Source organism: Bradyrhizobium sp. 14AA (genome assembly GCF_054185205.1).
Genome location: NZ_JAVAYM010000001.1, coordinates 867,922 through 892,087 on the forward strand (window position 1 = coordinate 867,922; position 24,166 = coordinate 892,087).

The 24,166-nt window shown below is 65.5% G+C and carries 18 protein-coding genes; 8 read left to right on the forward strand and 10 right to left on the reverse strand.

Annotation, left to right across the window (positions count from 1 at the left end):
* Positions 1-3: 3 nt before the first annotated feature.
* Positions 4-1,944: a glycosyltransferase gene (locus RAD15_RS04070; protein WP_458174582.1), complete on the reverse strand. Its 1,941-nt coding sequence runs from the start codon at positions 1,942-1,944 to the stop codon at positions 4-6.
* An 8-nt stretch (positions 1,945-1,952) separates the two neighbouring features.
* Positions 1,953-2,114, reverse strand: a complete 162-nt coding sequence (locus RAD15_RS04075) for a hypothetical protein (RefSeq protein ID WP_458174584.1) — start codon at positions 2,112-2,114, stop codon at positions 1,953-1,955.
* Between the two features lie 128 nt (positions 2,115-2,242).
* Here RAD15_RS04075 and RAD15_RS04080 point away from each other — a divergent pair, with 128 nt between their 5' ends.
* Both RAD15_RS04080 and RAD15_RS04085 read left to right on the forward strand, forming a co-directional pair.
* Positions 2,243-3,127: a DUF6502 family protein gene (locus RAD15_RS04080; RefSeq protein WP_458174585.1), complete on the forward strand. Its 885-nt coding sequence runs from the start codon at positions 2,243-2,245 to the stop codon at positions 3,125-3,127.
* A complete protein-coding gene (locus RAD15_RS04085) occupies positions 3,124-4,314 on the forward strand; it encodes a DUF5666 domain-containing protein (protein WP_458174586.1) in 1,191 nt (396 codons plus the stop codon). The genes RAD15_RS04080 and RAD15_RS04085 overlap by 4 nt, the downstream gene beginning before the upstream one ends.
* A 33-nt stretch (positions 4,315-4,347) precedes the next feature.
* Here the strand turns inward: RAD15_RS04085 and RAD15_RS04090 are convergent, their stop codons facing one another.
* Positions 4,348-5,721, reverse strand: a complete 1,374-nt coding sequence (locus tag RAD15_RS04090; protein ID WP_458174588.1) for a peptidoglycan DD-metalloendopeptidase family protein — start codon at positions 5,719-5,721, stop codon at positions 4,348-4,350.
* A gap of 110 nt (positions 5,722-5,831) precedes the next feature.
* Entirely contained in the window at positions 5,832-6,521 is a 690-nt protein-coding gene (locus RAD15_RS04095; protein WP_458174590.1) for a peroxiredoxin, read from the reverse strand.
* A gap of 196 nt (positions 6,522-6,717) precedes the next feature.
* Between RAD15_RS04095 and RAD15_RS04100 the strand changes: the two genes are divergently transcribed.
* Positions 6,718-10,527, forward strand: a complete 3,810-nt coding sequence (locus RAD15_RS04100; RefSeq protein ID WP_458174592.1) for a YhdP family protein — start codon at positions 6,718-6,720, stop codon at positions 10,525-10,527.
* Between the two features lie 143 nt (positions 10,528-10,670).
* Here RAD15_RS04100 and RAD15_RS04105 read toward each other — a convergent pair whose 3' ends face one another.
* The 5 genes from RAD15_RS04105 to tyrS all read right to left on the reverse strand — a co-directional run bounded on the left by RAD15_RS04105 (position 10,671) and on the right by tyrS (position 17,936).
* Entirely contained in the window at positions 10,671-12,365 is a 1,695-nt protein-coding gene (locus RAD15_RS04105) for a methyl-accepting chemotaxis protein (RefSeq protein ID WP_458174594.1), read from the reverse strand.
* Positions 12,366-12,637: 272 nt separating this feature from the next.
* A complete protein-coding gene (locus RAD15_RS04110) occupies positions 12,638-14,332 on the reverse strand; it encodes a methyl-accepting chemotaxis protein (RefSeq protein ID WP_458174596.1) in 1,695 nt (564 codons plus the stop codon).
* Positions 14,333-14,695: 363 nt separating this feature from the next.
* A complete protein-coding gene (locus RAD15_RS04115; RefSeq protein WP_458174598.1) occupies positions 14,696-15,133 on the reverse strand; it encodes a DoxX family protein in 438 nt (145 codons plus the stop codon).
* 220 nt (positions 15,134-15,353) lie between these two features.
* Entirely contained in the window at positions 15,354-16,625 is a 1,272-nt protein-coding gene (locus tag RAD15_RS04120) for an MFS transporter (protein WP_458174600.1), read from the reverse strand.
* 57 nt (positions 16,626-16,682) lie between these two features.
* Positions 16,683-17,936 (reverse strand): tyrosine--tRNA ligase, encoded by a 1,254-nt coding sequence (gene tyrS / locus RAD15_RS04125; RefSeq protein WP_458174602.1) that lies wholly within the window; start codon positions 17,934-17,936, stop codon positions 16,683-16,685.
* 165 nt (positions 17,937-18,101) lie between these two features.
* Here tyrS and RAD15_RS04130 point away from each other — a divergent pair, with 165 nt between their 5' ends.
* The 3 genes from RAD15_RS04130 to RAD15_RS04140 all read left to right on the forward strand — a co-directional run bounded on the left by RAD15_RS04130 (position 18,102) and on the right by RAD15_RS04140 (position 20,314).
* Positions 18,102-19,205, forward strand: a complete 1,104-nt coding sequence (locus tag RAD15_RS04130; RefSeq protein ID WP_458174604.1) for an anhydro-N-acetylmuramic acid kinase — start codon at positions 18,102-18,104, stop codon at positions 19,203-19,205.
* A 97-nt stretch (positions 19,206-19,302) separates the two neighbouring features.
* The gene (locus tag RAD15_RS04135; protein WP_458174606.1) at positions 19,303-19,980 is read left to right on the forward strand and encodes a glutathione S-transferase family protein; all 678 of its coding nucleotides are present in this window, start codon (positions 19,303-19,305) and stop codon (positions 19,978-19,980) included.
* A gap of 10 nt (positions 19,981-19,990) precedes the next feature.
* Positions 19,991-20,314, forward strand: a complete 324-nt coding sequence (locus tag RAD15_RS04140; protein ID WP_458174608.1) for a DMT family transporter — start codon at positions 19,991-19,993, stop codon at positions 20,312-20,314.
* 61 nt (positions 20,315-20,375) lie between these two features.
* Here the strand turns inward: RAD15_RS04140 and RAD15_RS04145 are convergent, their stop codons facing one another.
* Complete coding sequence (locus RAD15_RS04145; protein WP_024337874.1) at positions 20,376-21,023, reverse strand: alpha/beta hydrolase; 648 nt, start codon at positions 21,021-21,023, stop codon at positions 20,376-20,378.
* 361 nt (positions 21,024-21,384) lie between these two features.
* Here RAD15_RS04145 and RAD15_RS04150 point away from each other — a divergent pair, with 361 nt between their 5' ends.
* Both RAD15_RS04150 and sufB read left to right on the forward strand, forming a co-directional pair.
* Positions 21,385-22,524 carry a cysteine desulfurase family protein gene (locus tag RAD15_RS04150; protein WP_458174611.1) on the forward strand — a complete coding sequence of 380 codons (1,140 nt, stop codon included), beginning with the start codon at positions 21,385-21,387 and terminating at the stop codon, positions 22,522-22,524.
* Positions 22,525-22,637: 113 nt separating this feature from the next.
* Complete coding sequence (gene sufB, locus RAD15_RS04155) at positions 22,638-24,134, forward strand: Fe-S cluster assembly protein SufB (RefSeq protein ID WP_458174613.1); 1,497 nt, start codon at positions 22,638-22,640, stop codon at positions 24,132-24,134.
* The last annotated feature ends 32 nt before the right edge of the window (positions 24,135-24,166 follow it).

The following is a 24,166-nucleotide window of genomic DNA, read 5'->3' on the forward strand; positions in this document are numbered from 1 at the left end:
GGGTCAGATCCAGAATGCGGCTTTGCGCAGGTGGACCAGCGTCAGCACGCTCGCAAAGATCAGCAGCGCCAGCGCGACGAGGACGTAGATGATGCTGACGGGATCGACATGGACGCCCGCGAGCGGCTCGCGCCACACCGCGAACAGATGCGTCAGCGGATTGAGCCGCATCACGGTCGAGCGGTGGTTGATCATCTCCGACGACCAGATCACGGGCGAGGCGAGAAAGGCGAGCATCAGCGTGGATTCGATGATCGGCTTGAGGTCGCGATAGCGCGTCGCCATGGCGCCCAGAACGAGGCTCAGGGCGAAGGTGCAGGCCACGAACAGCAGCAGGCCGGGCAGCGCCGCCAACGCGTGAGAGAGGTCGTGCGGTGAGAAGGCGAGCCACAGCACCAGCGGAACACAGGCGTTGTGAAGTGCGAACAGTGCCTGACGGAACGTGCATTGCAGGAGGAAAATGACGGGCGGCAACGCCCGGTCGCGGATCAGGCTCGCGGAGTTCTGGAGCGCCGTGGTCGCATCCAGCACCACACCGTTGAGGAAGGTCCAGGCCGTCATCGACAGCGCCAGCATCGGCAGGCGCGCCAGCATGTTGGTGTTGGACATCTGGCCGATCACCGACCCCAGCACGACGACCACGATCGCCATCTGCAGCGACATCCAGAACGGGCCGAGCAGCGAGCGCACGTAGCGGTGCCGCATGTCTGACCAGGCCAGCGCCGCCGCGATCCGGACGCTGTCCAGCCAGCTGGTCGCCTGCGGGGGCTCGGCGCGCGCAGGGCGCTCCTCGCATGGCGCGGTGACGGCGTCGCGATAGACGGTCTCCATGCCTTGCTTGAAGGCCGTGGCCGCGTAACGGGTGAGGGCGCGCGTCCGGGCCGAAAGTCCCATGCGGCGGCGGCGCTCGGGATCGCGGATCAGGGTGTCGATGGCCTCACCGAGCTTTTCGGCGTCGCCGGGCGGCACGGTAATCGCTTCAATGCCGTGGCGGGCGACGCGCGGCACAGCGGTGTCGAGCGCGGTGTTGACGACCGGACGGCCGGCGGCCATGGCCTCCAGCTGGACGAGGCCGAACGTCTCGGCATTGGTCACCGACGGCATCGCGAAGACGTCGGCCAGGCACATCAGCTTGATGCGTTCGCAATCGTTGACCGAGCCGAGCAGGCGGACGCGCTCACCGAGGCCGAGCTCCTGGATCAGCTGCTCGAGCCGCGGTCGCTCGACGCCCTCGCCGATGATCCAGACCTCGAAATTGTGTGCGGCAGCGGCGCGGATCAGTACGTCGAAACCCTTGTAGGGCACGAGCCGGCCGCAGGCGAGCACCAGCCGGCCGCGGTCGTTGACGTGGTGCGGCTCGATCTTCGGCCAGTCGTAGCCCGAGGTGTCGATGCCGAACGGCACGACGTGGCACTTGTCCTCGAACTCTCGCAGCAACGGGGTGTTCTCGACCAGCACGTGGTCCGAGACGATGATCGCCTTGGCGCGCTGCAAGGTCCGCCGCATCAGGGGTTCGATGAACCAGCGCAGGCCGGCATGGCTGACGATGTCGGCATGCCAGTGCACCACCAGCGGCCGCTTGGCGCCGAATCCGAAGGCGAAGACGAGGTCGGCAAGCGGGAAGGGGGCATGGAGCGCGAGCAGATCGTGCTCGGCGATCTTGCGCCACAGACGCCAGGGGTAGGTGGGGGCGGCGGGCAGCGACAGCACATTGCCGAACGAGCGGACGCGCTCGACCGGCACGTCGTTGACGACGATCTCGCGCCGCTCGGCCGATTGCGAGCAGACCAGCACGGCGGGGATGAAGGTGTCCTTCAGGCTGGCGCAGATGTCGCGGATCACCGTGAGCGTGCCGCCGAACAGGTCGGGATAGTAGATCTTGAAGATGTGCAGCACCGACGGACGGCGCGGGGTTTCGTGCGAAGTTTCTTGGGTGTGATGCATGATGGCGCTCAGCCTGCGAGAAGCGCTGCGACGAACGGTGCGGCCAGCACCGAGATGAAGATCACGCCGCGCAGCAGCGCCGGCAGCATCGGTTCGACCGTGCCGTGCCCCCAGTCGGGAGCCGGCACAGCACGCGGTGAGCTGGAAATGCGGACCAAGCGGTCAGCCATGGGTGATGTGTCCCTTTACGTCGCGCCCCTCAGTGGCGTCTCGTATAAGTGGGAAAATTTACCACGTCAATCGACGAGTGGAAAAAAGTGGGATTGTGTCCCACGCCGCTGATCGCTACAATTCAGACATGAATGCCAAGCCCGGGTCCAAAGCAGCGGCTCCGCAGCCGAATGCCGCCGCGAAGCTGCACGCGCCGCTGGCGCGGCTGCTGCGCCCGCTCGTGCGGCTATGCATCCGCAGCGGCATGACCTTTCCGGCGCTGGCGCAATTGCTTCGCGAGCTTTTCGTCAACGTCGCCGAGCATGATTTCGCGCTGGAGGGAAAGGAGCAGACCGACAGCCGGGTCAGCCTGCTCACCGGCATTCATCGCAAGGAGGTGGCGCGGCTGCGTGGCGCGGGCGCGCCGGTGCACGAAGCCCCGGCGGCGGTGTCGCTGACCAGCGCGGTGATCGCGCGCTGGCTTGCCGCGCCTGAGTTCACCGACGCGAAGGGCGAGCCGCTGCCGCTCCCGCGCACCGCCGAGGGCGATGCGCCCTCGTTCGAGCAGCTGGTCGCCTCCGTCACCAAGGACGTGCGCCCGCGCGCGGTGCTCGACGAATGGATCGACCGCAAGCTCGTCACCATCAACGAGGCCGACGAGATCGAGCTGGTCGAGGCCGCCTTCGTCCCATCAGGCGAGGACGACAGCAAATGGCATTATCTCGGCCGTAATCTGCACGACCACATCGCGGCTGCCGCGCAGAACGTCTCGGATGGGCCGCGCTTCCTCGAACGCGCCGTGCACTACAACAACATCTCGCCGAAGCTGGCGAAGCGCCTCGAGGCGCGCTCGCGGGAGCTCGCGATGGATGCGCTGAAGACCGCCAACCGCGAGGCCAACCGCGCGCTCGCCAAGGACAAGGGCGGCGACGCCCGCTGGAATTTCGGCATCTACATCTACAGCGAGGACGCCGACGCGGAGAGCGAGACCAAGGAAGGCGGCAAGGAAACCGGCAAAGAGGGCGGTTCATGAGCCGGCCGCCGCTGATTTCACGCCGTCTGCTGTTGATGGGGTTCTGGCTCGCCGGCACGGCGATGGCCCGCGCGCAGGTCAAGCGCGGCACCGACCAGGGCATCGGCGGCACCGGAATCACGCGCGGTGATGATCACGGCATCGGCGGCACCGGCATCGTCGGCGTGATCCAGCGTTTCGGCAGCATCTATGTCAACGGCGAGCGCGTCACCTATGCGAGCGACGTGCCGGTCCGGATCGACGGCGAAGCGGCGAGCCCCAAGGCGTTGCGCATCGGCCAGCTCGCGCGCGTGGTTGCGACCCGTCAGGCCGACGGCACGCTCGTTACGCGCAATATCGCGATCGCGAGCGAGGTGGCCGGTCCGGTCGAGCAGGTGAAGGGCAACGAGCTGACGGTGCTCGGCCAGAAGGTCGTCGTGAGCGGCAACGAGAGCAAGCTCCGGACAGGGGCGCAAGTGACCGTCTACGGCCTGCGCCGGACCGACGGTGTCATCGTCGCAAGCCTGGTCGAGCCGCGACGCGATGCGGCCGCGCGGGTCACGGGTCTGGTCGAGCGCGGGCCCGACGGCCTGCGCGTCGGCGGGCTGCGGCTGAACGGCGTCGATTCCCTGCTCGTAGGCCAGCGCGTCCAGATCGAGGGCAGCGTCAGTCAGGGAGCGATGCAGGTCGCGCGCTCCCGGATCGACGATTTCTCGGATCTCGTCGGTGCAAGCCGGCTCTCGATCGAGGCCTATGTGCAGCGGATGGGATCGAACCTCCAGCTCGGCTCCGGGCTCGTCGCCCATGACAGCTCGCGCTTCGGCCCCGCGGCCGGCGAAGCACGCATGGTGGTCAACGGCGTGTTCGATCGCGCGCGCGGTCTCCAGGTGGATTCGGCGCAGGCGGTCGGTCAATTCCCGGGATCGCCGGGCCAGGCGCCCGGCGGCGCGGGCAATCCCGGGCGCTCCCCGGGCGGCTCGATCCTGCATCCAAATCGCGGCACCGCCACCCCTGGCGGCGGCCAACCGGGCGCGCCGGGTGCGCCAGCGCCGGGATCGAGTCCTGGTTCGGCACCGGGCTCGGCGCCATCAGGACCGGGCGGTCCGTCTGGTCCCGGCGGCTTTGGCCCGCCTGGCGGTGGCCCGATGGGGCCCGGCGGTGGAATGGGTGGCGGCGGTTTTGGTGGTCCCGGAGGCGGCCGGCGCTGAGCGCTGCGTGCGCCGAACGCGAGCAGTGCAAGCCTAGCCGGCGCTGAGCCGCACGCCGGCGCGCAAGAACTTCTGCGGGTCGACCGCTTCGCCGTCGATGCGGGTTTCGTAATGCAGATGCGGACCGGTGGAACGGCCGGTCGATCCGACGAGGCCGATGACCTGGCCGAGTTTTACGATCTCGCCGACCTTGACGTTGATCTCCGAGAGATGGCCGTAGCGGGTCGAAAGCCCGTTGCCGTGATCGACTTCGACCATGCGGCCGTAACCACCGGACCAGCCGGCCGAGACCACCTTGCCGTTGGCGGTGACGCGTGCGGGATCGCCGGTCGCGGCGCGGAAGTCGAGGCCGGTATGCATCGCGGGCCGGCCGAGGAAGGGATCGCTGCGCACGCCGAAGCCGGAGGTGAACTCGACCTCGCCGATGACGGGCTTGCGATAGGGCACCAGCGCCAGCGTGCGATTGAGACGGTCCATCTCGGCGCGCGTCGTGTTGATGCGATAGAGCTGCTTCTCGAACGGCCCGGCATTGGCCGTCAGCTTGACCGGGACGAACGGCCCGCCCATCGCGGTGCGCGGCACGGCTGCTTCGAGGCTGGCGAGGTTCAGGCCGAGATCGCTGACCACGCCGCGCATCCGGCGCATCCGCGAGTCCATGCCTTCCTCGACGGCGCTGAGCGCGGCGATCTGGCGACGCTCGACCTGGTCGAGCGAGGTCGTGAGCCGGACCAGGACATTGTCAAAGCCCTGGTTCTTGGCGAATTGATTGGCCTGTGGCGCCACGACGGTCGGCGCGCGCGATTCAAGCCGCGCTTCGCGGTCCGGCGGCGCCACGAAGATCACGGTGTCGCTGATCGGGGAGGGCTTTGGCGTGCCCTGCGTCGTCGTCTGGTTCGCATCACCACGCTGCGGGACCGAGCGGGGAATCGAGCCCGTCACGTCGGGCATGGCCCCGAGCGCCGTGGCCCGGGACTCCAGCGCCGTCTGGCGCTTCATGATCTGGTCGAGCTTCTGATCGAACTGCTCCTGGTCGAGCAGCTGCCGGCTGGTGGTGCGGTCGACCTTGGCGCGCAGCTCGGCGATGCGATCCTCATAGGCGTATTGCATCTCGGCCTGGCGCGCGATCAGCCGGGTCAGGACGTCGTCGCGGAAAGCAAAATAGGTGGCGGTCGCGGCCGACCACAGCCCGAGCAGCACCACCGTGCCGACCACGATCCAGAACACCACGGGCCCGAAGCGGACCTGCTTGCCGGCATGGACGATGGTGTAGGCGTCGTCGGTGGTGGGGAGGGGAATCGCAGCGACTGCCGCCGCTGCTGCTGCGGCGGGACGGTGGTGGAAGGACCGACCATGGTCGTGAGGATGATGTTGGGGGTACTGCGAATATTGGGCAGAACTTTGCGACATCGGCACTCCCGCGCCGGTCGGATGAGTCCGTACGGCCTAATTGCCGCAGCAATCTGGGCCGGTCATGGTTAATTTTCCGGAAACGGAACCGTTCGAATTTAAAGAATTGGTTAAAGGCTTCTTGCCGCTTCCAGCACGGCGTCGGCATGGCCATCGACCCGGACATTGCGCCAGATCCTGCTCACCTTGCCGTCGGTCCCAACCAGTATCGTGGTGCGAAGAATTCCGAGGAAGCTCTTGCCGTACATGGATTTTTCGCCCCAGGCGCCATAGGCCTCCAGCATCTCGTGCTTCTCATCCGAGATCAGTGGGACGCCGAGCTTGTGCTTGTCGCGGAATTTCTCCTGGGCCTTTAACGGATCGGCGGAGATGCCGAGCACGGCCGTGCCGGCGGCCATGAAGGCATCGGCCAACCGGGTGAAGTCGATCGCCTCCCTGGTGCAGCCGGGCGTGTCGGCACGGGGATAGAAAAACAGGACGAGTTTCTGGCCGGCATAGTCGGACAGGGTGACCACATCGCCGCCGTCACGGGGCAGGCGGAAGGCGGGGGCCTTCTGGCCTTCCGCCAAGGCGGCCTTCGCCGCCGCGGGGGCGGAGGCCGATTTGGAAGAATTTAACCGTTTCGATGGGGCCTTATGCGATGCTGTCTTTGCTATGGTCCCGGTTGATTTGCTCGCCGGCGTCCGCTGTGTTTTGGCGGACTTTGTTTGAGTCGATGCCCGCGTTTTCAGGGGCTTCTTTTTAGCCGTCGGACTGCCGGAGGGCGTTTTGGGCGATTTCTTTTGGGATTTCTTGGACATACGCCTTCCTTTCGTCGCTTTCGGCGGGTCAACCAAAGCGGTATTGCAGCTCTCGTCCGGTGTTTTGGAATCGCGCCCTCGGCTGGGCAAGTCTGACGACGCCGGAGTATGGTTACAAGGAATTCCACGCACCACCCCCACTGCTCGTTGAACGCGCTCCCGGGGCGAAATGACGAACAGCAGGAATATTCGAGGTATGGCGGCAGTGCCGGCACAGGGGCGTTCGCTCCCCGCTGACGGCTGCGGTCCCGGCGGTGCTCAATCCAGCGATGGGCGCCTGTATCGAGAGGCAATGGCAAGGAATAAGTCGCCCCAGGATTACAATCGGGACTTCGATCGGCGCGGCGTTCAGCAACAGCCGCAAGAATGGGACGACGCCGATTGGGATCCGGATCAGGAGGCGGCCGCGGGCCATCGCGCGCGCCGGCTGTTGTCGCGTTCCAATTCGGGCTTTCATCGCTTCGGAGACGGGTTTGGGTTGTTGCGCCGCTGGCTGGGCGGCGGTCGCTGGCTGAAGCGCCTGGCCATCGTCGTCAGTGCCATCGTCGTCATCTTCGTCGGCTGTTTCGGTGCGCTGTGGTGGCGGCTCGGCGCCGGTCCCATCAATCTCGACATCGCAACGCCGTGGCTCGCGGCAGCGATCGAGGACAATATCGGTCACGGCAATACGGTTGAGGTCGGCGGTACCCAGATCGAGCGCGCCGGGCGTATCCGGATCGCCGTGCGCATCCGTGACATCATCGTCCGCGACCGCGATCATGCCATCGTCGCCAGCGCGCCGAAGGCCGAGGTGAAACTGTCGGGCGCGGGTCTGCTGATGGGGCACCTGCGTGCGGAAAGCCTCAATCTCGTCGATGCCGAGCTTGCGATCCGTATCGCGCCGGACGGGACCGTCACGGTCTCGGCCGGCGACACCGCAAAGCCGCTGGCCACCGGCGTGGCCTCCAAGAAGGACGCGGGCCTGCCGCCGACATTTCCGCGCAATGGTGCGTCCCCGCCGCCATTCGCCACGGTGCCTGCGAGCCCGGACGCATCCCAAGGCGCGCCTCAGGCGACCGCGCAGAGCGGAATCCTCCAGGGCCTCGACTGGCTCGACAGTCTGAGCATGACCGGCCTCGATGGCCAGAACCTCAACGAGATCGGCCTGAAGAACGGCAACCTGATCGTCGACGATCAGCAGCGCGGCAGCAAATGGACGTTTGAGAACATCAGTCTCAGCCTGCGCCGGCCGACGCGCGGGGGCGTTGCGCTCAGCCTCGGCGAAGAGGGCGCGCGTCCCTGGTCGCTGCGCGCAACGATCGGCCCCGCCGAGAACGGCGTGCGCTCGGTCGACATCAAGGCCGACAAGGTCTCGACCTCCAACATCCTGCTGGCGCTGCGGGTCAAGGATCTCACCTATACCGCCGACCTGCCGCTGACCGGTGAGCTCAAGGGCGAGCTTGGTCGCGACGGCGTGCCGACCTTCTTCCGCGGCAAGATCGCGATCGGCGCGGGCAATATCATCGACACCGACACGCCCGACTATCCGATGGCGATCGACCAGGCCGAGATCAACGTCGAGTGGGACGCCAATCGGCGGGTGCTGGTCGCACCGTTCAAGATCCTGTCGGGCGCGAACCGCCTGACGCTTCTGGCCCATGTCGAGCCGCCCAACGGCACCATCAACGACTGGCAGCTCGGCTTCAGCGGCGGTTCGATCCTGCTGGGTGGCATCGACAACGAGCCACCGCTCGTCTTCAACCGCATTGCGATCGGCTTCCGCTTCGACACCGACCACAAGCGCCTCTTGCTGACCCAGGCCGATATCAGCAATGGCGAGATCGGCGTCGCCGGCACCGGCGCCATCGACTATTCCGGCGAGCCGCGGCTGACGCTGGGCTTTGCGGGTACGCCGATGTCGGCCTCCGCGATGAAGCGGATGTGGCCGACGCTGGTCGTTCCCGAGTTGCGCGAATGGGTGATCGAGCGGATCGAGCGCGGAACGCTCCAGCGCATCGAGATCGGCGTCAATTCGCCGACGAGGAATCTCCCGCGCAAGGGGCCGCCGATTCCCGACGACGGCCTGTCGGTCAACATTGTCGCGAGCGGCGTCGCGGTGCGTCCCGTGGATGGCATGCCTGTCGTGCACGATGCCGATCTGAAGGCGCGCGTGACCGGCCGCACCGCAACGGTGAACATCGGGCAGGGCATCGCCGACACGCCCGCCGGCCGCAAGGTCACGATCTCCGATTTCACCTTCGAGGTGCCTGACATGGCGCCCAAGCCGTCGCCGTCGCGAACGAAGTTTCGCGTCGACGGTCCGGTGCCCGCGGCGGCCGAAATGCTCTCCAATGATCGCCTGAGCGATCTGTCGTCGACCGTCGTCGATCCCAACACCAGCAAGGGAACGTTCACGGCGAACATCCAGCTTGGCCTGCCGGTCAAGGGCGAACTGACCAAGGCCGACACCACCTACGCCGTGACCGCCGATCTCAACGGCTTTGCCGCCGACAAGCTGGTGATGAACCAGAAGCTGGAGGCCAACAACCTCAAGATCGTCGCGAGCAACCAGGGCTATCAGGTCAAGGGCGACGTCAAGATCAACGGGCAGGCGGCCTCGCTCGACTATCGCAAGCCGGCCGAGGGCGATGCGGATGTCAGGCTGCAGGCGACGCTGGACGATGCGAGCCGCGCGCGCCTGGGCTTCGATCTCAGCCCCGCCGTCAGCGGGTCACTGCCGATCAAGCTGTCGGGCAAGATCGCCGGCGGGCCCGACCAGACGACGAAGCTCGGCGTCGAAGCCGATCTGACCTCGGTCAAGCTCGACAACATCCTGCCCGGCTGGGTCAAGCTGCCGGGCAAGTCGGGCAAGGCCAGCTTCAAGGTCGTGCCGACGGCGCAATCGACGCGTCTGGAGGACATCGTCATCGAAGGCGGCGGCGCCTCGATCAAGGGCTCGCTCGAGGTCGACGCGAACGGCGACCTCGTGAACGTGAACTTCCCGACCTATTCGCCCTCTGACGGCGACAAGACCTCATTGAAGGCCGAGCGCGGCCAGGACGGCGTGGTCAGGGGCACCATGCGCGGCGACGTGTTCGACGGCCGCGGCTTCCTGAAGTCGGCGATCTCGGGCAATTCCAAGGACGACGCCAAGAACAAGATGAAGAGCGTCGATTTCGACATCGACGTGAAGCTTGGTGCCGTCGCGGGCTTCAACGGCGAGGCGATGCGCAGCGTCGACGCCAAGATGTCGAAACGCAACGGCGCCATCAAGGCTTTCACGCTCAGCGGCAAGATCGGCCGCGATACGCCGGTAGCCGCCGATTTGCGCGGCGGTCGCGCCCAGGGCAACCGCGAGGTGATCTACCTCCAGACCAACGATGCCGGCGCGCTGCTGCGTTTCACCGACACCTACACCAAGGCGGTCGGCGGCCAAATGGTGGTGGCGATGGAGCCGCCGACATCGGAGCCGAACACCTCGCGCGAGGGCCTCATCAACGTCCGCGACTTCACGGTGAAGGGCGAGGCGCAGCTCGAACGCGTCGCCGCCGGCGCGCCCAACGGCACCGGGAATGGCGTCTCCTTCAGCGCGCTGCGCGCCGAGTTCACGCGCCAGAACGGCGCGCTGACGATCCGCGACGGCGTCGTGAAGGGGCCGATGATCGGAGCCACCATCGAGGGCTCGATCGACTATCCCGGCAACCAGGTCTGCATGAGCGGCACCTTCGTGCCGATGTATGGGTTGAACAACATGTTCGGACAGATTCCGGTGCTCGGGCTGTTCCTGGGTGGCGGCGATAAAGAGGGACTGATCGGCGTGACCTACGAGGTCGTGGGCACGCCGGCCGCGCCCGTGATGCGCGTCAATCCGGTCTCGGCCATGGTGCCGGGTGTGTTCCGCAAGATCTTCGAGTTCAACACCGGCAAGCAGAACACGCCGTTCGAGGAATTCCCCTCGCAGTCCAACGACGGCTCGACCGGATCGACGCGCCAGCTCTCGAGCGGTTGCAGCCTGCCGCGGCGGTAGCAGCAATATAGGCATTCACAAAAGGTCGTCATGCCCGGGCTTGTCCCGGGCATCCACGTGAGCCACGCGTCCGGTACCAAGAACGTGGATGGCCGGGACAAGGCCCGGCCATGACGCCTGTAGAAGCTCTGGTACCCGGAAGCCTACGCCGCGCGCACGCCTGCGAGGAACGTCCCGACTTCGCCGGAGAGCTGCTCGGCCTGCTTGGAGAGGTTTGAGGCGGCGGCAAGCACCATGCCGGCCGCGTTGCCGGTCTCGTTCGCCGCGGTGGAGACGCCGCCGATATTGGTGGTGACTTCGCGGGTCGCCTCCGCGGTCTGCGAGACGCTGCGCGCGATCTCGGCGGTGGCGGCGCCTTGCTCTTCGATGGCCGCGCCGATCGAGGTGGCGATGCGGCTGACCTCCTCGATGGTGGCGGTGATGCCGCCGATGGCGTCCACGGCTTCCTTCGTCGCGCCCTGGATCTGCGCAATCTTGTCGCCGATCTCGCGCGTCGCTTCGGCGGTCTGGCTCGCCAGCGACTTCACTTCGGAGGCGACGACGGCAAAGCCGCGGCCGGCTTCGCCGGCGCGCGCGGCTTCGATGGTGGCGTTGAGCGCGAGCAGATTGGTCTGCGCGGCGATGCTGGAGATCAGCTCGGCGACATGCTCGATCTGCTGGGCGCCGTCGGAGAGCGCGCGCACGATCGTGTCGGTGCGGCGCGCGCTGTCCACGGCGCGTCCCGTGACTTCGGCGGATTGCGCGACCTGACGGCTGATCTCGGTGATGGAGGAGGAGAGTTCTTCGGCCGCGGAGGCCACGGTCTGGACGCGCTGGCTGGCTTCGTTGGCGGCCGAGCCGACCACGGCGGCGCGGCGGTTGGTGCCCTCGGCCGTGGAGGACATCGACTTCGCGGTGGTCTCGAGCTCGCCCGAGCCCGAGGCCATCAGGCCGACGAGCTGGCCGACCGAGGCATCGAAGCGGTCGGCGAGTGAAATCAGCGCGTCGCGCTTCTCCTGCTCGCTGCGGGTCTTGGTGGCGGCCTGTTCGGCTTCGAGGTTACGCGCGGTGAGCGCGGTCTGCCTCAGCACCTCGAGCGTCTCGGCCATGCGGCCGATCTCGTCGCCGCGGCCGGTCTCCTCGACGGCCTTGTCGATGGCGCCTTCCGAAATCTCCTGCATGCGGTTCTTCTGGCGGTCGAGCGCGCCGAGCACGTCGCGGGCAATCAGCCAGGACAGCGTTGCCATCAGGAGCATCAGGCCGACGCCGATAGCGCCGAGCTCCAGCGTCAGCGCGCGTACGTCGGCGTCGATGTCGTCGACATAGAGGCCGTAGGCAATCGCGACGTTCCAGGGCGCAAAGTGGCGAGCAAACACCAGCTTGCGAACCGGGACGGTCTCGCCCGGACGCGGGAAGAGATAGGACAGGATGGCGCCTTCAGGGGCCTGCTTGGCCGTGCTCACCGTGGCATCACCGATCACGATGCCATTGGCATCCTTGATCCCGTTATTCTTGCCCTCGAGCTGAGGGGCGCCGCCGTTCATCATGACCGTTGAATCGGCGGTGTAGACCACGGGATAGCCTTGGCCGCCGCCAAACTTCATCTGCCGGCCGCGCAGCTTGAACTGGGCTTGCGCATCGGCGAGCGTCATCTTGCCGGCGGCAACCTCGTCCTGAAGCGATTGCGCAAAGCCGTGCAGCAGATCGACCGCCGTCTGCATCTGGCGCGCACGATCTTCGAGCATGCGGGTCTTGCTGAGATAGGACGACGCGACGATGAGAGCCGTGACGGTGAGCGCCGCAAGGGCAACCATGCTGGTGAGTTTGGTGCGGATCTTCAGGTGACTGAGCAGCGTCATGACGGCCTCTGCGGACGGTTGTAGAATGCTTGTCCTCGCGCAGCCGTATCAGGAAGTCCTTACCAATCCTGAATGCAGAGTTGTGCTCGCTCAGGCATGGCGCAATTGGCGCAGCCGCGTACGCGCAGATGCAGACGCAGCGCAGGCGCGTGCGGCGACGTGTCCGGGAAAATCGGTCTGTGGTCTCGGTTGATCACCCGAACCGGTCCAGTTCGGGCGGATTGATTCTCTGATGCGCTGGTGAGTCGGCGCGAGCGCGCATGCCGCTCGGCTTACGCCGCGCGCACGCCTGCGAGGAACGTCCCGACTTCGCCGGAGAGCTGCTCGGCCTGCTTGGAGAGGTTTGAGGCGGCGGCAAGCACCATGCCGGCCGCGTTGCCGGTCTCGTTGGCCGCAGTGGAGACGCCGCCGATATTGGTGGTGACTTCGCGGGTCGCCTCCGCGGTCTGCGAGACGCTGCGCGCGATCTCGGCGGTGGCGGCGCCTTGCTCCTCGATGGCCGCGCCGATCGAGGTGGCGATGCGGCTGACCTCCTCGATGGTGGCGGTGATGCCGCCGATGGCGTCCACGGCTTCCTTCGTCGCGCCCTGGATCTGCGCAATCTTGTCGCCGATCTCGCGCGTCGCTTCGGCGGTCTGGCTCGCCAGCGACTTCACTTCGGAGGCGACGACGGCAAAGCCGCGGCCGGCTTCGCCGGCGCGCGCGGCTTCGATGGTGGCGTTGAGCGCGAGCAGATTGGTCTGCGCGGCGATGCTGGAGATCAGCTCGGCGACATGCTCGATCTGCTGGGCGCCGTCGGAGAGCGCGCGCACGATCGTGTCGGTGCGGCGCGCGCTGTCCACGGCGCGTCCCGTGACTTCGGCGGATTGCGCGACCTGACGGCTGATCTCGGTGATGGAGGAGGAGAGCTCTTCCGCGGCGGAGGCCACGGTCTGGACACGCTGGCTGGCTTCGTTGGCGGCCGAGCCGACCACGGCAGCGCGGCGGTTGGTGCCCTCGGCCGTCGACGACATCGACTTCGCGGTGGTCTCGAGCTCGCCCGAGCCGGAGGCCATCAGGCCGACGAGCTGGCCGACGGAAGCATCGAAGCGATCGGCGAGCGAGATCAGCGCATCGCGCTTCTCCTGTTCGCTGCGGGTCTTGGTGGCGGCCTGTTCGGCCTCGAGGTTGCGCGCCGTGAGCGCCGTTTGCCTCAGCACCTCGAGCGTCTCGGCCATGCGACCGATCTCGTCGCCGCGGCCGGTTTCCTCGACCGGCATGTCGATGGCGCCTTCCGAAATCTCCTGCATGCGATTCTTCTGGCGATCGAGCGAGCCGAGCACGTCGCGGGCAATCAGCCAGGACAGCGTTGCCATCAGCAGCATCAGGCCGACGCCGATGGCGCCGAGCTCCAGCGTCAGCGCGCGTACGTCGGCATCGATGTCGTCGACATAGAGGCCGTAGCTGATGGTCGCATCCCAGGGCGCGAATTTGCGCGCGAACATGGTCTTGCGGACGGGCTCGGTCTGGCCGGGGCGAGGATAGAGGTAGGACGCCACGCCGCCTTGCGCGGCTTCGTTGGCGGCCTTGAGAATGGCGTCGGCGATCAGGACGCCGTTGGCGTCTTTCGCGCCGGTGATCTTGCCTTCGAGCTGCTGGTTGGCGCCGTTCAGGAGCAGGGACGTGTCGGAATTGTAGACTACCGGATAGCCCTGACCGCCATTGAAGTTCATGCGGCGGCCGCGCTGGTGGAACTGGGCTTTGGCCTCGGCCAGCGTCAGCTTGCCGGCTGTGACCTCCTCCTGAAGCGATTGCGCGTAGTTGTAGAGGAGTTCCACCGCGGTCCGCATCTGCTGGACGCGGTCCTCCATCATGCGGCTCTTGCTGAGGACGGACGACACGCCGATGATGGCCGTGACCGTGAGTGCCGAAAGACAGACCATGCTGGCGAGCTTGGTGCGAATCTTCAGATGGCTCAGCAGCTGCATCACGGCCTCGATGGAATGGTTATTATTGCACGCGTCGGTAGCATGAAGTTCTTACCAATCATGAATGAACGCATGCGACGAGCCGCCGCGCGCGCAGCGTCTGCAGCCGCGTGCGCAAGCATGCAGGCCGCAAGGCGCCTCACCCGCGCGTGGCGCGAGAGGTCGCGGAAACAAATGATGTCGGACTTTGGTGGTCATCGAGCCTGGCCGGAGCGGCGATGAACCGATTCGTTCACCGCGTCGTCATGTCCGTGCTGCTCGTGGCGGCCCTCGTTCTCATGTGGAACGTGCTCGGGGCGCGCTGAACCGGCACCGGCAAATCCGCCGGTGCCGTCTTGCTTTCAGGTTGAACTTGCGCGCGCGTCAGCGACGCGCATAGGCGTCGCCCGACGCATCGCTTTCCTTGCCGATCAGCGCATCGACGCTGACCGAGCCGCCGCCAGCTGCCGAGAGATAGAGGCAGGAGAAGCAGAACAGGATCGCCGCGGTGCCGCCATTGAGCAGGGGCAGGAACACCGGCGTTTCGCCCTTGAGCATGTGGCCCATGAAGTAGGCGAAGGCCATTTCACCCGAGAGGATGAAAGCGGTGAGGCGGGTGAACAGGCCGAGCATCAGCAGCGCGCCAAGCACGAGCTCAAGCGTGCCGGCCGCGTAGATGATCGGCGGGATGTTCGCGAAGTAGGGCACCACCGGAAACTTGAACAGCTTGGCGATGCCGTACTGGAGCAGCAAGAGGCCGGTGATGAAACGAAACAGGCTCAAGAGAACCGGTTGATAGCGAGAGAGATAGGGAAAGTTCATTGGTTTGCGCCCTCCATCCAATGTTGGGACTTGAATCGCATTCGGTTCCGTCCCGCAAGCGGTTCAAGTCGGTTCGCCCTGACATTTTCGTCATATCGGATAAAACACCGCAAGGTCCCGATTGTGGCCTTGCGGAAGCGCTTTTTTTACGTGCATCCGGTGCCACTTCGGTCCGTACTATTCCGGTGAGACCGGTGGTCGCAAGTTACCTCGGCGATACCTACCGTCGCAAAGCGGGCACGATCAGGAACGGGATCATCCCGAGCACCACGCTCGCAAGTGCGAAGGCGAGCAGCGCGTTATAGCCATGGGTGGCGTCATGGATCAGGCCGCCGCTCCAGGAGCCGAACGCGGAGCCGAGGCCGCTGCCGATCGAGATGGTGCCGTAGATCGTGCCCATCCGCTTGCCCTGAAAGATCCGCATCGCCGTGGCGCTGATCAGCGGGCCGCGCGAGCCCATCATGCTGCCGAAGCAGACGACGAAGCCGGTGAGCAGAAGGATGTTGGGAGAATACTGCAACAGCCAAAGCAGCACGATGCCGAGGATCGAGATCGCGTAGCTGAGCAGCACGGACGGCCGGCGCCCGATCAGACCGTCGAGCGCGGACACGCCCAGCATGCCGAACACCAGCACCACGCCCGAAAAGCCCCAGGCGGTCGCGGCCTGCAGCGGCGGGAATCCGGCATCGATCAGATAGGCCACGATCTGCGCTGCGATCGAATACATGCCGACGGCGGTGAAGAAGAAGGTCGAGAACAGCGCCCAGAAGGCGTGATGGCGCATGGCGCCGAGCAGCGTCCAGCCATTGTCGACGAAATCCGGATCGGTCTTCTTCACGACATGGGGCGAGCCTGCAGCGAACAGTCGCCACGGCAGCAGCATGAGCGGGAGCAGCAGGCCTAGCGCCGTAAAGCCGAACAGCTGATAGGTGCCGCGCCAGCCGATGTGGTCGATCAGGAGCTGCGAGGCCGGCAGCAGCGCCAGCACGCCGCCGCCCATCGCCGAATACACCACCGACATCGCGGTCGGCAGACGCGGGCCGAACCAGCGACCGAGCAGGATCGAGTTCGGCACGATGCCGATGAAGGCGACGCCGATGCCGACGCAGAGGCCGATCGAGAGCTGGAACTGCCAGAGATGTTGCGCGTGGGCCGCAATCAGGAACGCAGCGCCGAGCAGCAGCAGGCCGAGCGCATAGACGATGCGCGGTCCGGAATGATCGAACAGACGTCCGACGAAGGGGGCGGTCAAACCGCTCGCGAGCCAGGTCAGGGAATAGACCGAGACGATCTGCGCGCGGTCCCAGCCGAAGCTCTCGGAGATCGGCTTCAGGAACACCGTAAAGCTGTCGCCGAGCCCGCGGCCGAGCACGGCCAGCGTGAAGCAGAGCGCGAGCACGGTGAGCGCGATGCGCACGGCGCCTTGCGGCGTTACTGCGGCGCTGTCCTTGCTCGTTTCCTTGTTGGTTTCCCTGGGCGTGTTCTGGTCCATTGCCGGTCAGGGAGCGCGCTTCGGCGCGCCCTGACAAGCAGCGAAAAGCTCATACGCCTATGCAGGCCTGATGAGGACGTGCTTCTTCTTGCCGAAGGACAGCTTGATCACGCCCTCCGGTGTCAGATTGCCCGCGGAGAGCGCCATCTTCTCGTCGGTGACGGGCTCGTCGTTGACGCGCAGGCCGCCGCCCTTGATCTGGCGCCGCGCCTCGCCATTGGAGCCGACGAGGCCCGCCTTGACGAAAGCGTTGAGCACACCGAGGCCGGCATCGAGTTCGCCACGCGGAATTTCCACCGTCGGCAGGCTTTCGGCCAGCGCGCCTTCCTCGAAGGTGCGGCGCGCGGTTTCGGCGGCCTCGTTCGCGGCGTCGCGGCCGTGCAGCAGCGCGGTCGCTTCGGTGGCGAGCACCTTCTTGGCCTCGTTGATCTCCGAGCCGCCGAGCGCTTCGAGCTTCTTGATCTCGGCGATCGGCAGCGTCGTGAACAGCTTGAGGAATTTGCCGACGTCGGCATCCTCGGTGTTGCGCCAGTACTGCCAGAAATCATACGGCGAGAACTGGTCGGCGTTGAGCCACACCGCGCCTTGCGCGGTCTTGCCCATCTTGGCGCCGGAGGCCGTGGTCAGCAGGGGCGTCGTCAGCGCGAACAACTGGTGCGTGCCCATGCGGCGGCCGAGATCGACGCCCATGATGATGTTGCCCCACTGGTCCGAGCCGCCCATCTGCAATTTGCAGCCGGTGCGCTTGGCGAGCTCGACGAAATCGTAGGCCTGGCAGACCATGTAGTTGAACTCGATGAAGCTCATCTCCTGCTCTCGCTCGAGGCGCAGGCGTACGGAGTCCATGGTCAGCATGCGATTGACCGAGAAATGCCGGCCGACGTCGCGCAGCATCTCGATCCAGTTCAGCCTGGTCAGCCACTCCGCATTGTCGAGCATCACGGCATCGCTCGCGCCACTGCCGTAGCGCAGCACCTTCGCGAACACGCCGCGGATCGATTCCTTGTTGGCCTCGATCTCGGCGACGGTGCGCATCGCGCGCGTCTCGTCCTTGCCGGAGGGATCGCCGACCATGGTGGTGCCGCCGCCCATCAGCGTGATCGGCTTGTTGCCGGACTGCTGGAGCCAGTGCAGCATCATCATGGTGAGGTAGTTGCCGATATGCAGCGAGCGGGCGGTGCAATCGTAGCCGACATAGGCGGTCGCCTCGCCCTTGGCGGCGAGGGCGTCCAGCCCCTCGAAATCGGAGCATTGGTGGATGAATCCACGTTCCTGCAGGGTGTTGAGGAAATCCGATTTAAATGCAGTCATCTGTCGGCGTGCCTGACAATTCTTGGTTTACTGTTTTGGGAGCAATTTAACGGTCTTCCGTGGGAACTCGGTTGCTGCCCGCCACTTGGCGCTGTGGCATTATAAGATGTGTCCCTCTGGCACAAGATCGGCATGCCGGAGCGGGTTTCTTGAGGACGCTGATCCATGATGTTGACGGCACTCGGTTTGATGAGCGGCACCTCGCTGGACGGGGTGGATGTCGCGCTGATCGAAACCGACGGAAAGCAGGTGAAGGCATTCGGGCCATCCGGTTACCGGCCCTACAGCCCGGCCGAGCGCAATCTGCTGCGCCAGGCGCTGAGCGAGGCCGTGCACCTGTCGCAGCGCGACGCCCGGCCGGGAAGTCTCGCCGAGGCCGAGCGCGCGGTGACGCTGGCCCACGCCGAGGCGGTGGCTGCCTTCATCGCCCAGAACCGGATGAAGCCGGAGGATATCGACATCGTCGGCTTCCATGGCCAGACCGTGCTGCACCGCCCCGAGAAGCGGCTGACGGTGCAGATCGGCGATGCGCCGGCGCTGGCCAGGGCCATCCATATCCCCGTGATGTATGATTTCCGCGCCGCCGACGTCGAGGCCGGCGGGCAGGGCGCGCCCTTCGTGCCGGTCTACCACCGGGCGCTCGCCCAGTCGCTGGCGCGCGAGGGGCCGATCGTCGTGGTCAATATCGGCGGCGTCTCCAACATCACCTATATCGACGGCAACGATACGCTGATCGCCTGCGATACCGGCCCCGGCAACGCGCTGCTCGACGATTTCATGTATCGCACCATGAACCAGGCGTTCGATGTGGAGGGCAAATTCGCGGCGCTCGGCAAGGCCGATGAAGCCTGGATCGCGCGGGCGCTGGAGTTGCCGTTCTTCGCAAGCCCGCCGCCGAAATCGCTCGACCGCAACGACTTTGCCGCCTTGAGGCTTGGCGACGTCCCGCCGGTCGACGGTGCAGCTACGCTGACCTCCTTTACGGCCGCGGCGATTGCCCGTGTCATTCCGCTGCTGCCGCGGCGGCCGCGCAGCTGGATCGTCTGCGGCGGCGGCGCCCGCAACCTCACCATGCTGCGCATGCTGCGGGATCGGGTGGGATCGGCCACAGTCGAGGCTGCCGAGACGCTTGGCTGGGCCTCCGACGCCATTGAGGCGCAGGCCTTCGGCTTCCTCGCGGCGCGTGGGCTGAAAGGCCTGCCGCTGTCCTATCCGGCCACCACGGGCGTCCCGATGCCGATGACCGGCGGGGTGGTCGCGCGGCCCTGAGGTCACGGCTGATCGATGCAATTGCATTGCTCTTGACAGGTACATGCAACTGCATTTATTGTCGATGCAGTTGCATCGAACCGCCGGGATCATTGCCATGACTGCTTCACTGAAACTCGTCAGCCATAAGCTCTGCCCCTATGTGCAGCGTGCCGTGATCGCGCTGAATGAGAAGGGCCTGCCGTTCGAGCGGATCGACATCGATCTCGCCAACAAGCCCGACTGGTTTCTAAAATTGTCGCCGCTCGGCAAGGTGCCGGTGCTGGTGGTGACGACGGAGAAGGGCGAGGTCGCGCTGTTCGAGAGCAACGTGATCTGCGAGTACATCGAGGAGACTCAAGGCGGCGCGAAACTGCATCCGGCCGATGCGCTTGAGCGTGCCGAGCACCGCGCGTGGATGGAGTTCGGCTCGGCGATCCTCGGCGATCTCTGGGGCCTGGAGACGACGACTGATCCGGCGACGTTCGAGAGCAAGCGCGAGGCGCTTGCGGCGAAATTCGCGCGTGTGGAAGCGGCGCTAAGCGCAGGTCCGTTCTTTGCGGGCGATGCATTCAGCCTGGTCGATGCCGTGTTCGCGCCGATCTTTCGCTATTTCGACCTGTTCGACGAACTGACCGAGCACGGCATCTTCCGCGACGTGCCGAAGGTTCGCGCCTGGCGAACCGAGCTTGCAAAACGCCCGAGCGTGCGCACTGCGGTCGGCGCCGACTATGCGCAATTGCTGCGCGCCTTCCTCGTCAGGCACGACGCACATCTGCTCAAGCTTGCCGCCTGAGCGCACGCCGATGTCGCAATCCTTGGCCTGGTCGATGCTGGTGATCGCCGGCGCACTTGATGTCGGCTGGGCGATCTCGATGAAATATGCGGAAGGCTACACGCGGGTTGGCTGGAGCATCGCTTCGCTCGTGCTGCTTGCAGCCTTCGTCTTCCTGCTCGGGCGCGCCCTGAAGGTGCTGGAGGTCGGCGTCGCCTATTCGGTGTGGACCGGCATCGGCGCGGCCGGCACCTTCGTCATGGGCGTTGTGCTGTTCGGCGAGAGCTTGAGCGCGATGAAGCTTGCGGGCATCGCGCTCGTCTTGATGGGGATCGCCGCGCTCAAGCTGGCTTAGAGCATGATCCGGAAAAGTGCGAAGCGGTTTTCCGACAAGATCATGCTCAAAACATAACGCCTCAGCGCACGTTCGCCAGGCGCATGTCCAGATACGCCGTGATGGTCTCCATCAACGGCTCGAGCTTGGCGTCGAAGAAGTGGTTGGCGCCGGGGATGATCTGCTGGTCGATCACGATGCCCTTCTGGGTCTTCAGCTTCTCGACCAGCGTGTTGACGTCCTTGGGCGGCACCACCGCGTCCTTTTCGCCGTGCACGATCAGGCCCGACGACGGGCAGGGCGCGAGGAACGAGAAGTCGTAGAGATTGGCCGGCGGCGCGATCGAGATGAAGCCTTCCACCTCGGGGCGGCGCATCAGCAGTTGCATGCCGATCCAGGCGCCGAAGGAGAAGCCGGCGACCCAGCAGGCGCGCGCTTCGGGATTGATGGTCTGCGCCCAATCGAGCGCGGCCGCCGCGTCCGACAATTCGCCGGTGCCGTGGTCGAACGAGCCCTGGCTGCGGCCGACGCCGCGGAAATTGAAGCGCAGCACCGAGAAGCCGCGATGCGCGAACGCGTAGTAGCACTGGTACACGATCTGATGGTTCATCGTGCCGTGAAACTGCGGATGCGGATGCAGGATCATCGCGATCGGCGCGTTCTTCTGCTTGGCCGGGTGATAGCGGCCTTCGAGGCGGCCGGCGGGGCCAGTGAAAATAACTTCAGGCATCGATGATCTCTTGATTGATTTGCTGGAGAGACGAACCTTGGAGACGTTCCTTGGCAATCAACCGATTGTGGCCTCGTCGGCAGATGCCGACGGAAGCACGAATGAAGGGTGAGAAGGCGCGCCTTGCGGTGATGCGCTGAAGGCGCGCTGTGACTTGACGGCGGGGTTCTAACATAGGCTGAGGGTCAAAAAGCAAGCATCTTGAACATCAGCCAATGGGCTCAAGATGTTAGCGCGTCATGGCGGCGTCATCGCGAGGCTCGGATCTGGAATCATGGTTGCCAAGCGCGCAGCTGCGGCGCATGTCGGGCGGTGAGGCGGGCCGAACAGGCCCTGTCAATGTAAGGTAATATAATACTCGATGCCGAGCCGCGTTTATCTCGACTGGAATGCGACCACGCCGCTCCGCGCTGAAGCGCGGGCTGCGATGCTGGCTGCCTGGGAGCTGATCGGCAACCCGTCCTCGGTCCATGCCGAGGGGCGGCAGGCGCGGCGACTGGTCGAGGAGGCCCGGGCCACGCTGGCGGCGGCCGTGGGTGCGCTGCCGCGGAACGTGGTCTTCACGTCCGCAGGAACCGAGGCCAATGCGCTGGCGCTGTCTCCCGGGCTGCGAGGCCCTTCTGGCGGCCCTGTCGAGCGGCTCCTGGTCTCGGCCGTCGAGCATGCCTCGGTGCTGGCAGGCGGCCGGTTCCCGGCGGACAGGATCGGCCAGATCAAGGTCACGCGCTCCGGTGTGATCGACCTCGACCATCTCAAGGCGCTGCTCGGCGACGGCCCACCAGCGCTGGTCTCCATCATGGCCGCCAACAATGAGACGGGCGCGCTGCAACCGGTCGCCGAGGCCGCTCGGATCGTTCATGACGCCGGAGGCCTCCTGCATGTCGATGCGATCCAGGCGCTCGGCAAAATTGCGTTCAATATGAGCGCGGTAGGCGCCGACCTTGCGACCTTTTCTGCACACAAGATCGGTGGGCCCAAGGGTGTCGGTGCCTTGGTGGTGGCGGAGGGGATCGCTGGACTGGAACCGGTCCTGCGGGGCGGCGGGCAGGAACTCAACCGCCGGGCCGGAACCGAGAATGTTGCCGGCATTGCCGGCTTCGGCGCCGCCGTGAAGGCCGCGCTTCAGGCTCTGCCGGAGGATGCGGAACGCATGGCAACCCTCAGAGATCGCTTGGAAAATGGCTTACGCGCAATCGCCGGCGCAACCATCTTCTCGGACAGTATCGAGCGGTTGCCCAATACCATTCTTTTCACGGCTCCCGGCCTGAAGGCCGAGACCGCCGTGATCGGCTTTGACCTCGAAGGCGTTGCCGTATCCTCCGGCTCGGCCTGTTCCTCGGGCAAGGTCCAGCCGTCTCACGTGCTTTCGGCGATGGGGTACGACGCCGCCGTGGCTCAGGGAGCGGTGCGTCTCAGTCTGGGCTGGTCCACGGAACCGGATGACATCAATAGGGCGTTAGAGGCTTGGCGAAAGCTCGGTAATACCCTACTTAGAGTCTAAGCGATGAAACACGGCTTGAACGGTTCTAAGCGCGTGCTTTCCGCACAGAAACATCGTAATAGTCGTTCGAGTTTGATCCACCGCGGTCCTTGAAACCGCGAGCGGAGGATGGAATGCCAGCCGTACAAGAGACGGTCGAGCGCGTGAAGCGCATCGACGTCGACCAGTATCGTTATGGGTTTGAGACCCTGATCGACTCCGAGAAGGCGCCCAAGGGGCTCTCCGAAGAGATCGTAAAATTCATCTCGCAGAAGAAGAACGAACCCGACTGGATGCTCCAGTGGCGGCTCGAGGCCTATCGGCGCTGGCTGACCATGACCGAGCCGACCTGGGCGCGCGTCGACTATCCCAAGATCGACTTCCAGGACCTCTATTACTACGCGGCGCCGAAGCCGAAGAAGTCGGTCTCGTCACTGGATGAGATCGATCCGGAGATCCTGAAGACCTACGAGAAGCTCGGCATCCCCTTGCGGGAAGTCGCCATGCTCGAAGGCGTCGAGCCCAAGCCCGGCGAGGAAGATCCGGCCCGCCGCAAGATCGCGGTCGACGCGGTCTTCGATTCGGTCTCGGTTGCGACCACGTTCAAGGCGGAGTTGAAGAAGGCCGGCGTGATCTTCATGCCGATCTCGGAGGCGATCCGCGAGCATCCTGAATTGGTGCAGAAGTATCTGGGCTCGGTGGTTCCGACCTCGGACAATTTCTACGCGACGCTGAACTCGGCGGTGTTCTCCGACGGCTCGTTCGTCTACGTGCCGCCGGGCGTGCGCTGCCCGATGGAGCTGTCGACCTATTTCCGCATCAACGAGCGCAACACCGGCCAGTTCGAGCGCACGCTGATCATCGCCGACAAGGGCTCCTACGTCTCCTATCTCGAAGGCTGCACCGCGCCGCAGCGCGACGAGAATCAGCTGCATGCCGCCGTGGTCGAGCTCGTCGCGCATGACGACGCCGAGATCAAATATTCGACGGTGCAGAACTGGTACCCGGGCAATTCGGAAGGCAAGGGCGGCATCTACAATTTCGTCACCAAGCGTGGCGACTGCCGCGGCAACAATTCCAAGATCTCCTGGACCCAGGTCGAAACGGGTTCGGCGATCACCTGGAAGTATCCGAGCTGCATCCTGCGCGGTGACAATTCGAGCGGCGAGTTCTACTCGATCGCGATCTCGAACGGCTTCCAGCAGGTCGACTCGGGCACCAAGATGATCCATCTCGGCAAGAACACGTCGAGCCGCATCATCTCCAAGGGCATCGCGGCCGGCAAGTCGCAGAACACCTATCGCGGTCTCGTCACCGCGCATCGGAAAGCGACCGGCGCGCGCAACTTCACCGCCTGCGACTCGTTGCTGATCGGCGACAAATGCGGCGCGCACACCGTGCCGTACATCGAGGCCAAGAACTCCTCGGCGACGTTCGAGCACGAGGCAACGACCTCGAAGATCTCCGAGGACGTGCTGTTCTACTGCATCCAGCGCGGCCTTTCGCAGGAAGAGGCTGTCGGCCTCGTCGTCAACGGCTTCGTCAAGGACGTGCTGCAGCAGCTGCCGATGGAATTCGCGGTTGAAGCGCAGAAGCTGATCTCGATCTCGCTTGAAGGGTCGGTCGGCTGATCGCTGGCCCTCGCGGCGCGCTCCGGCGCTCC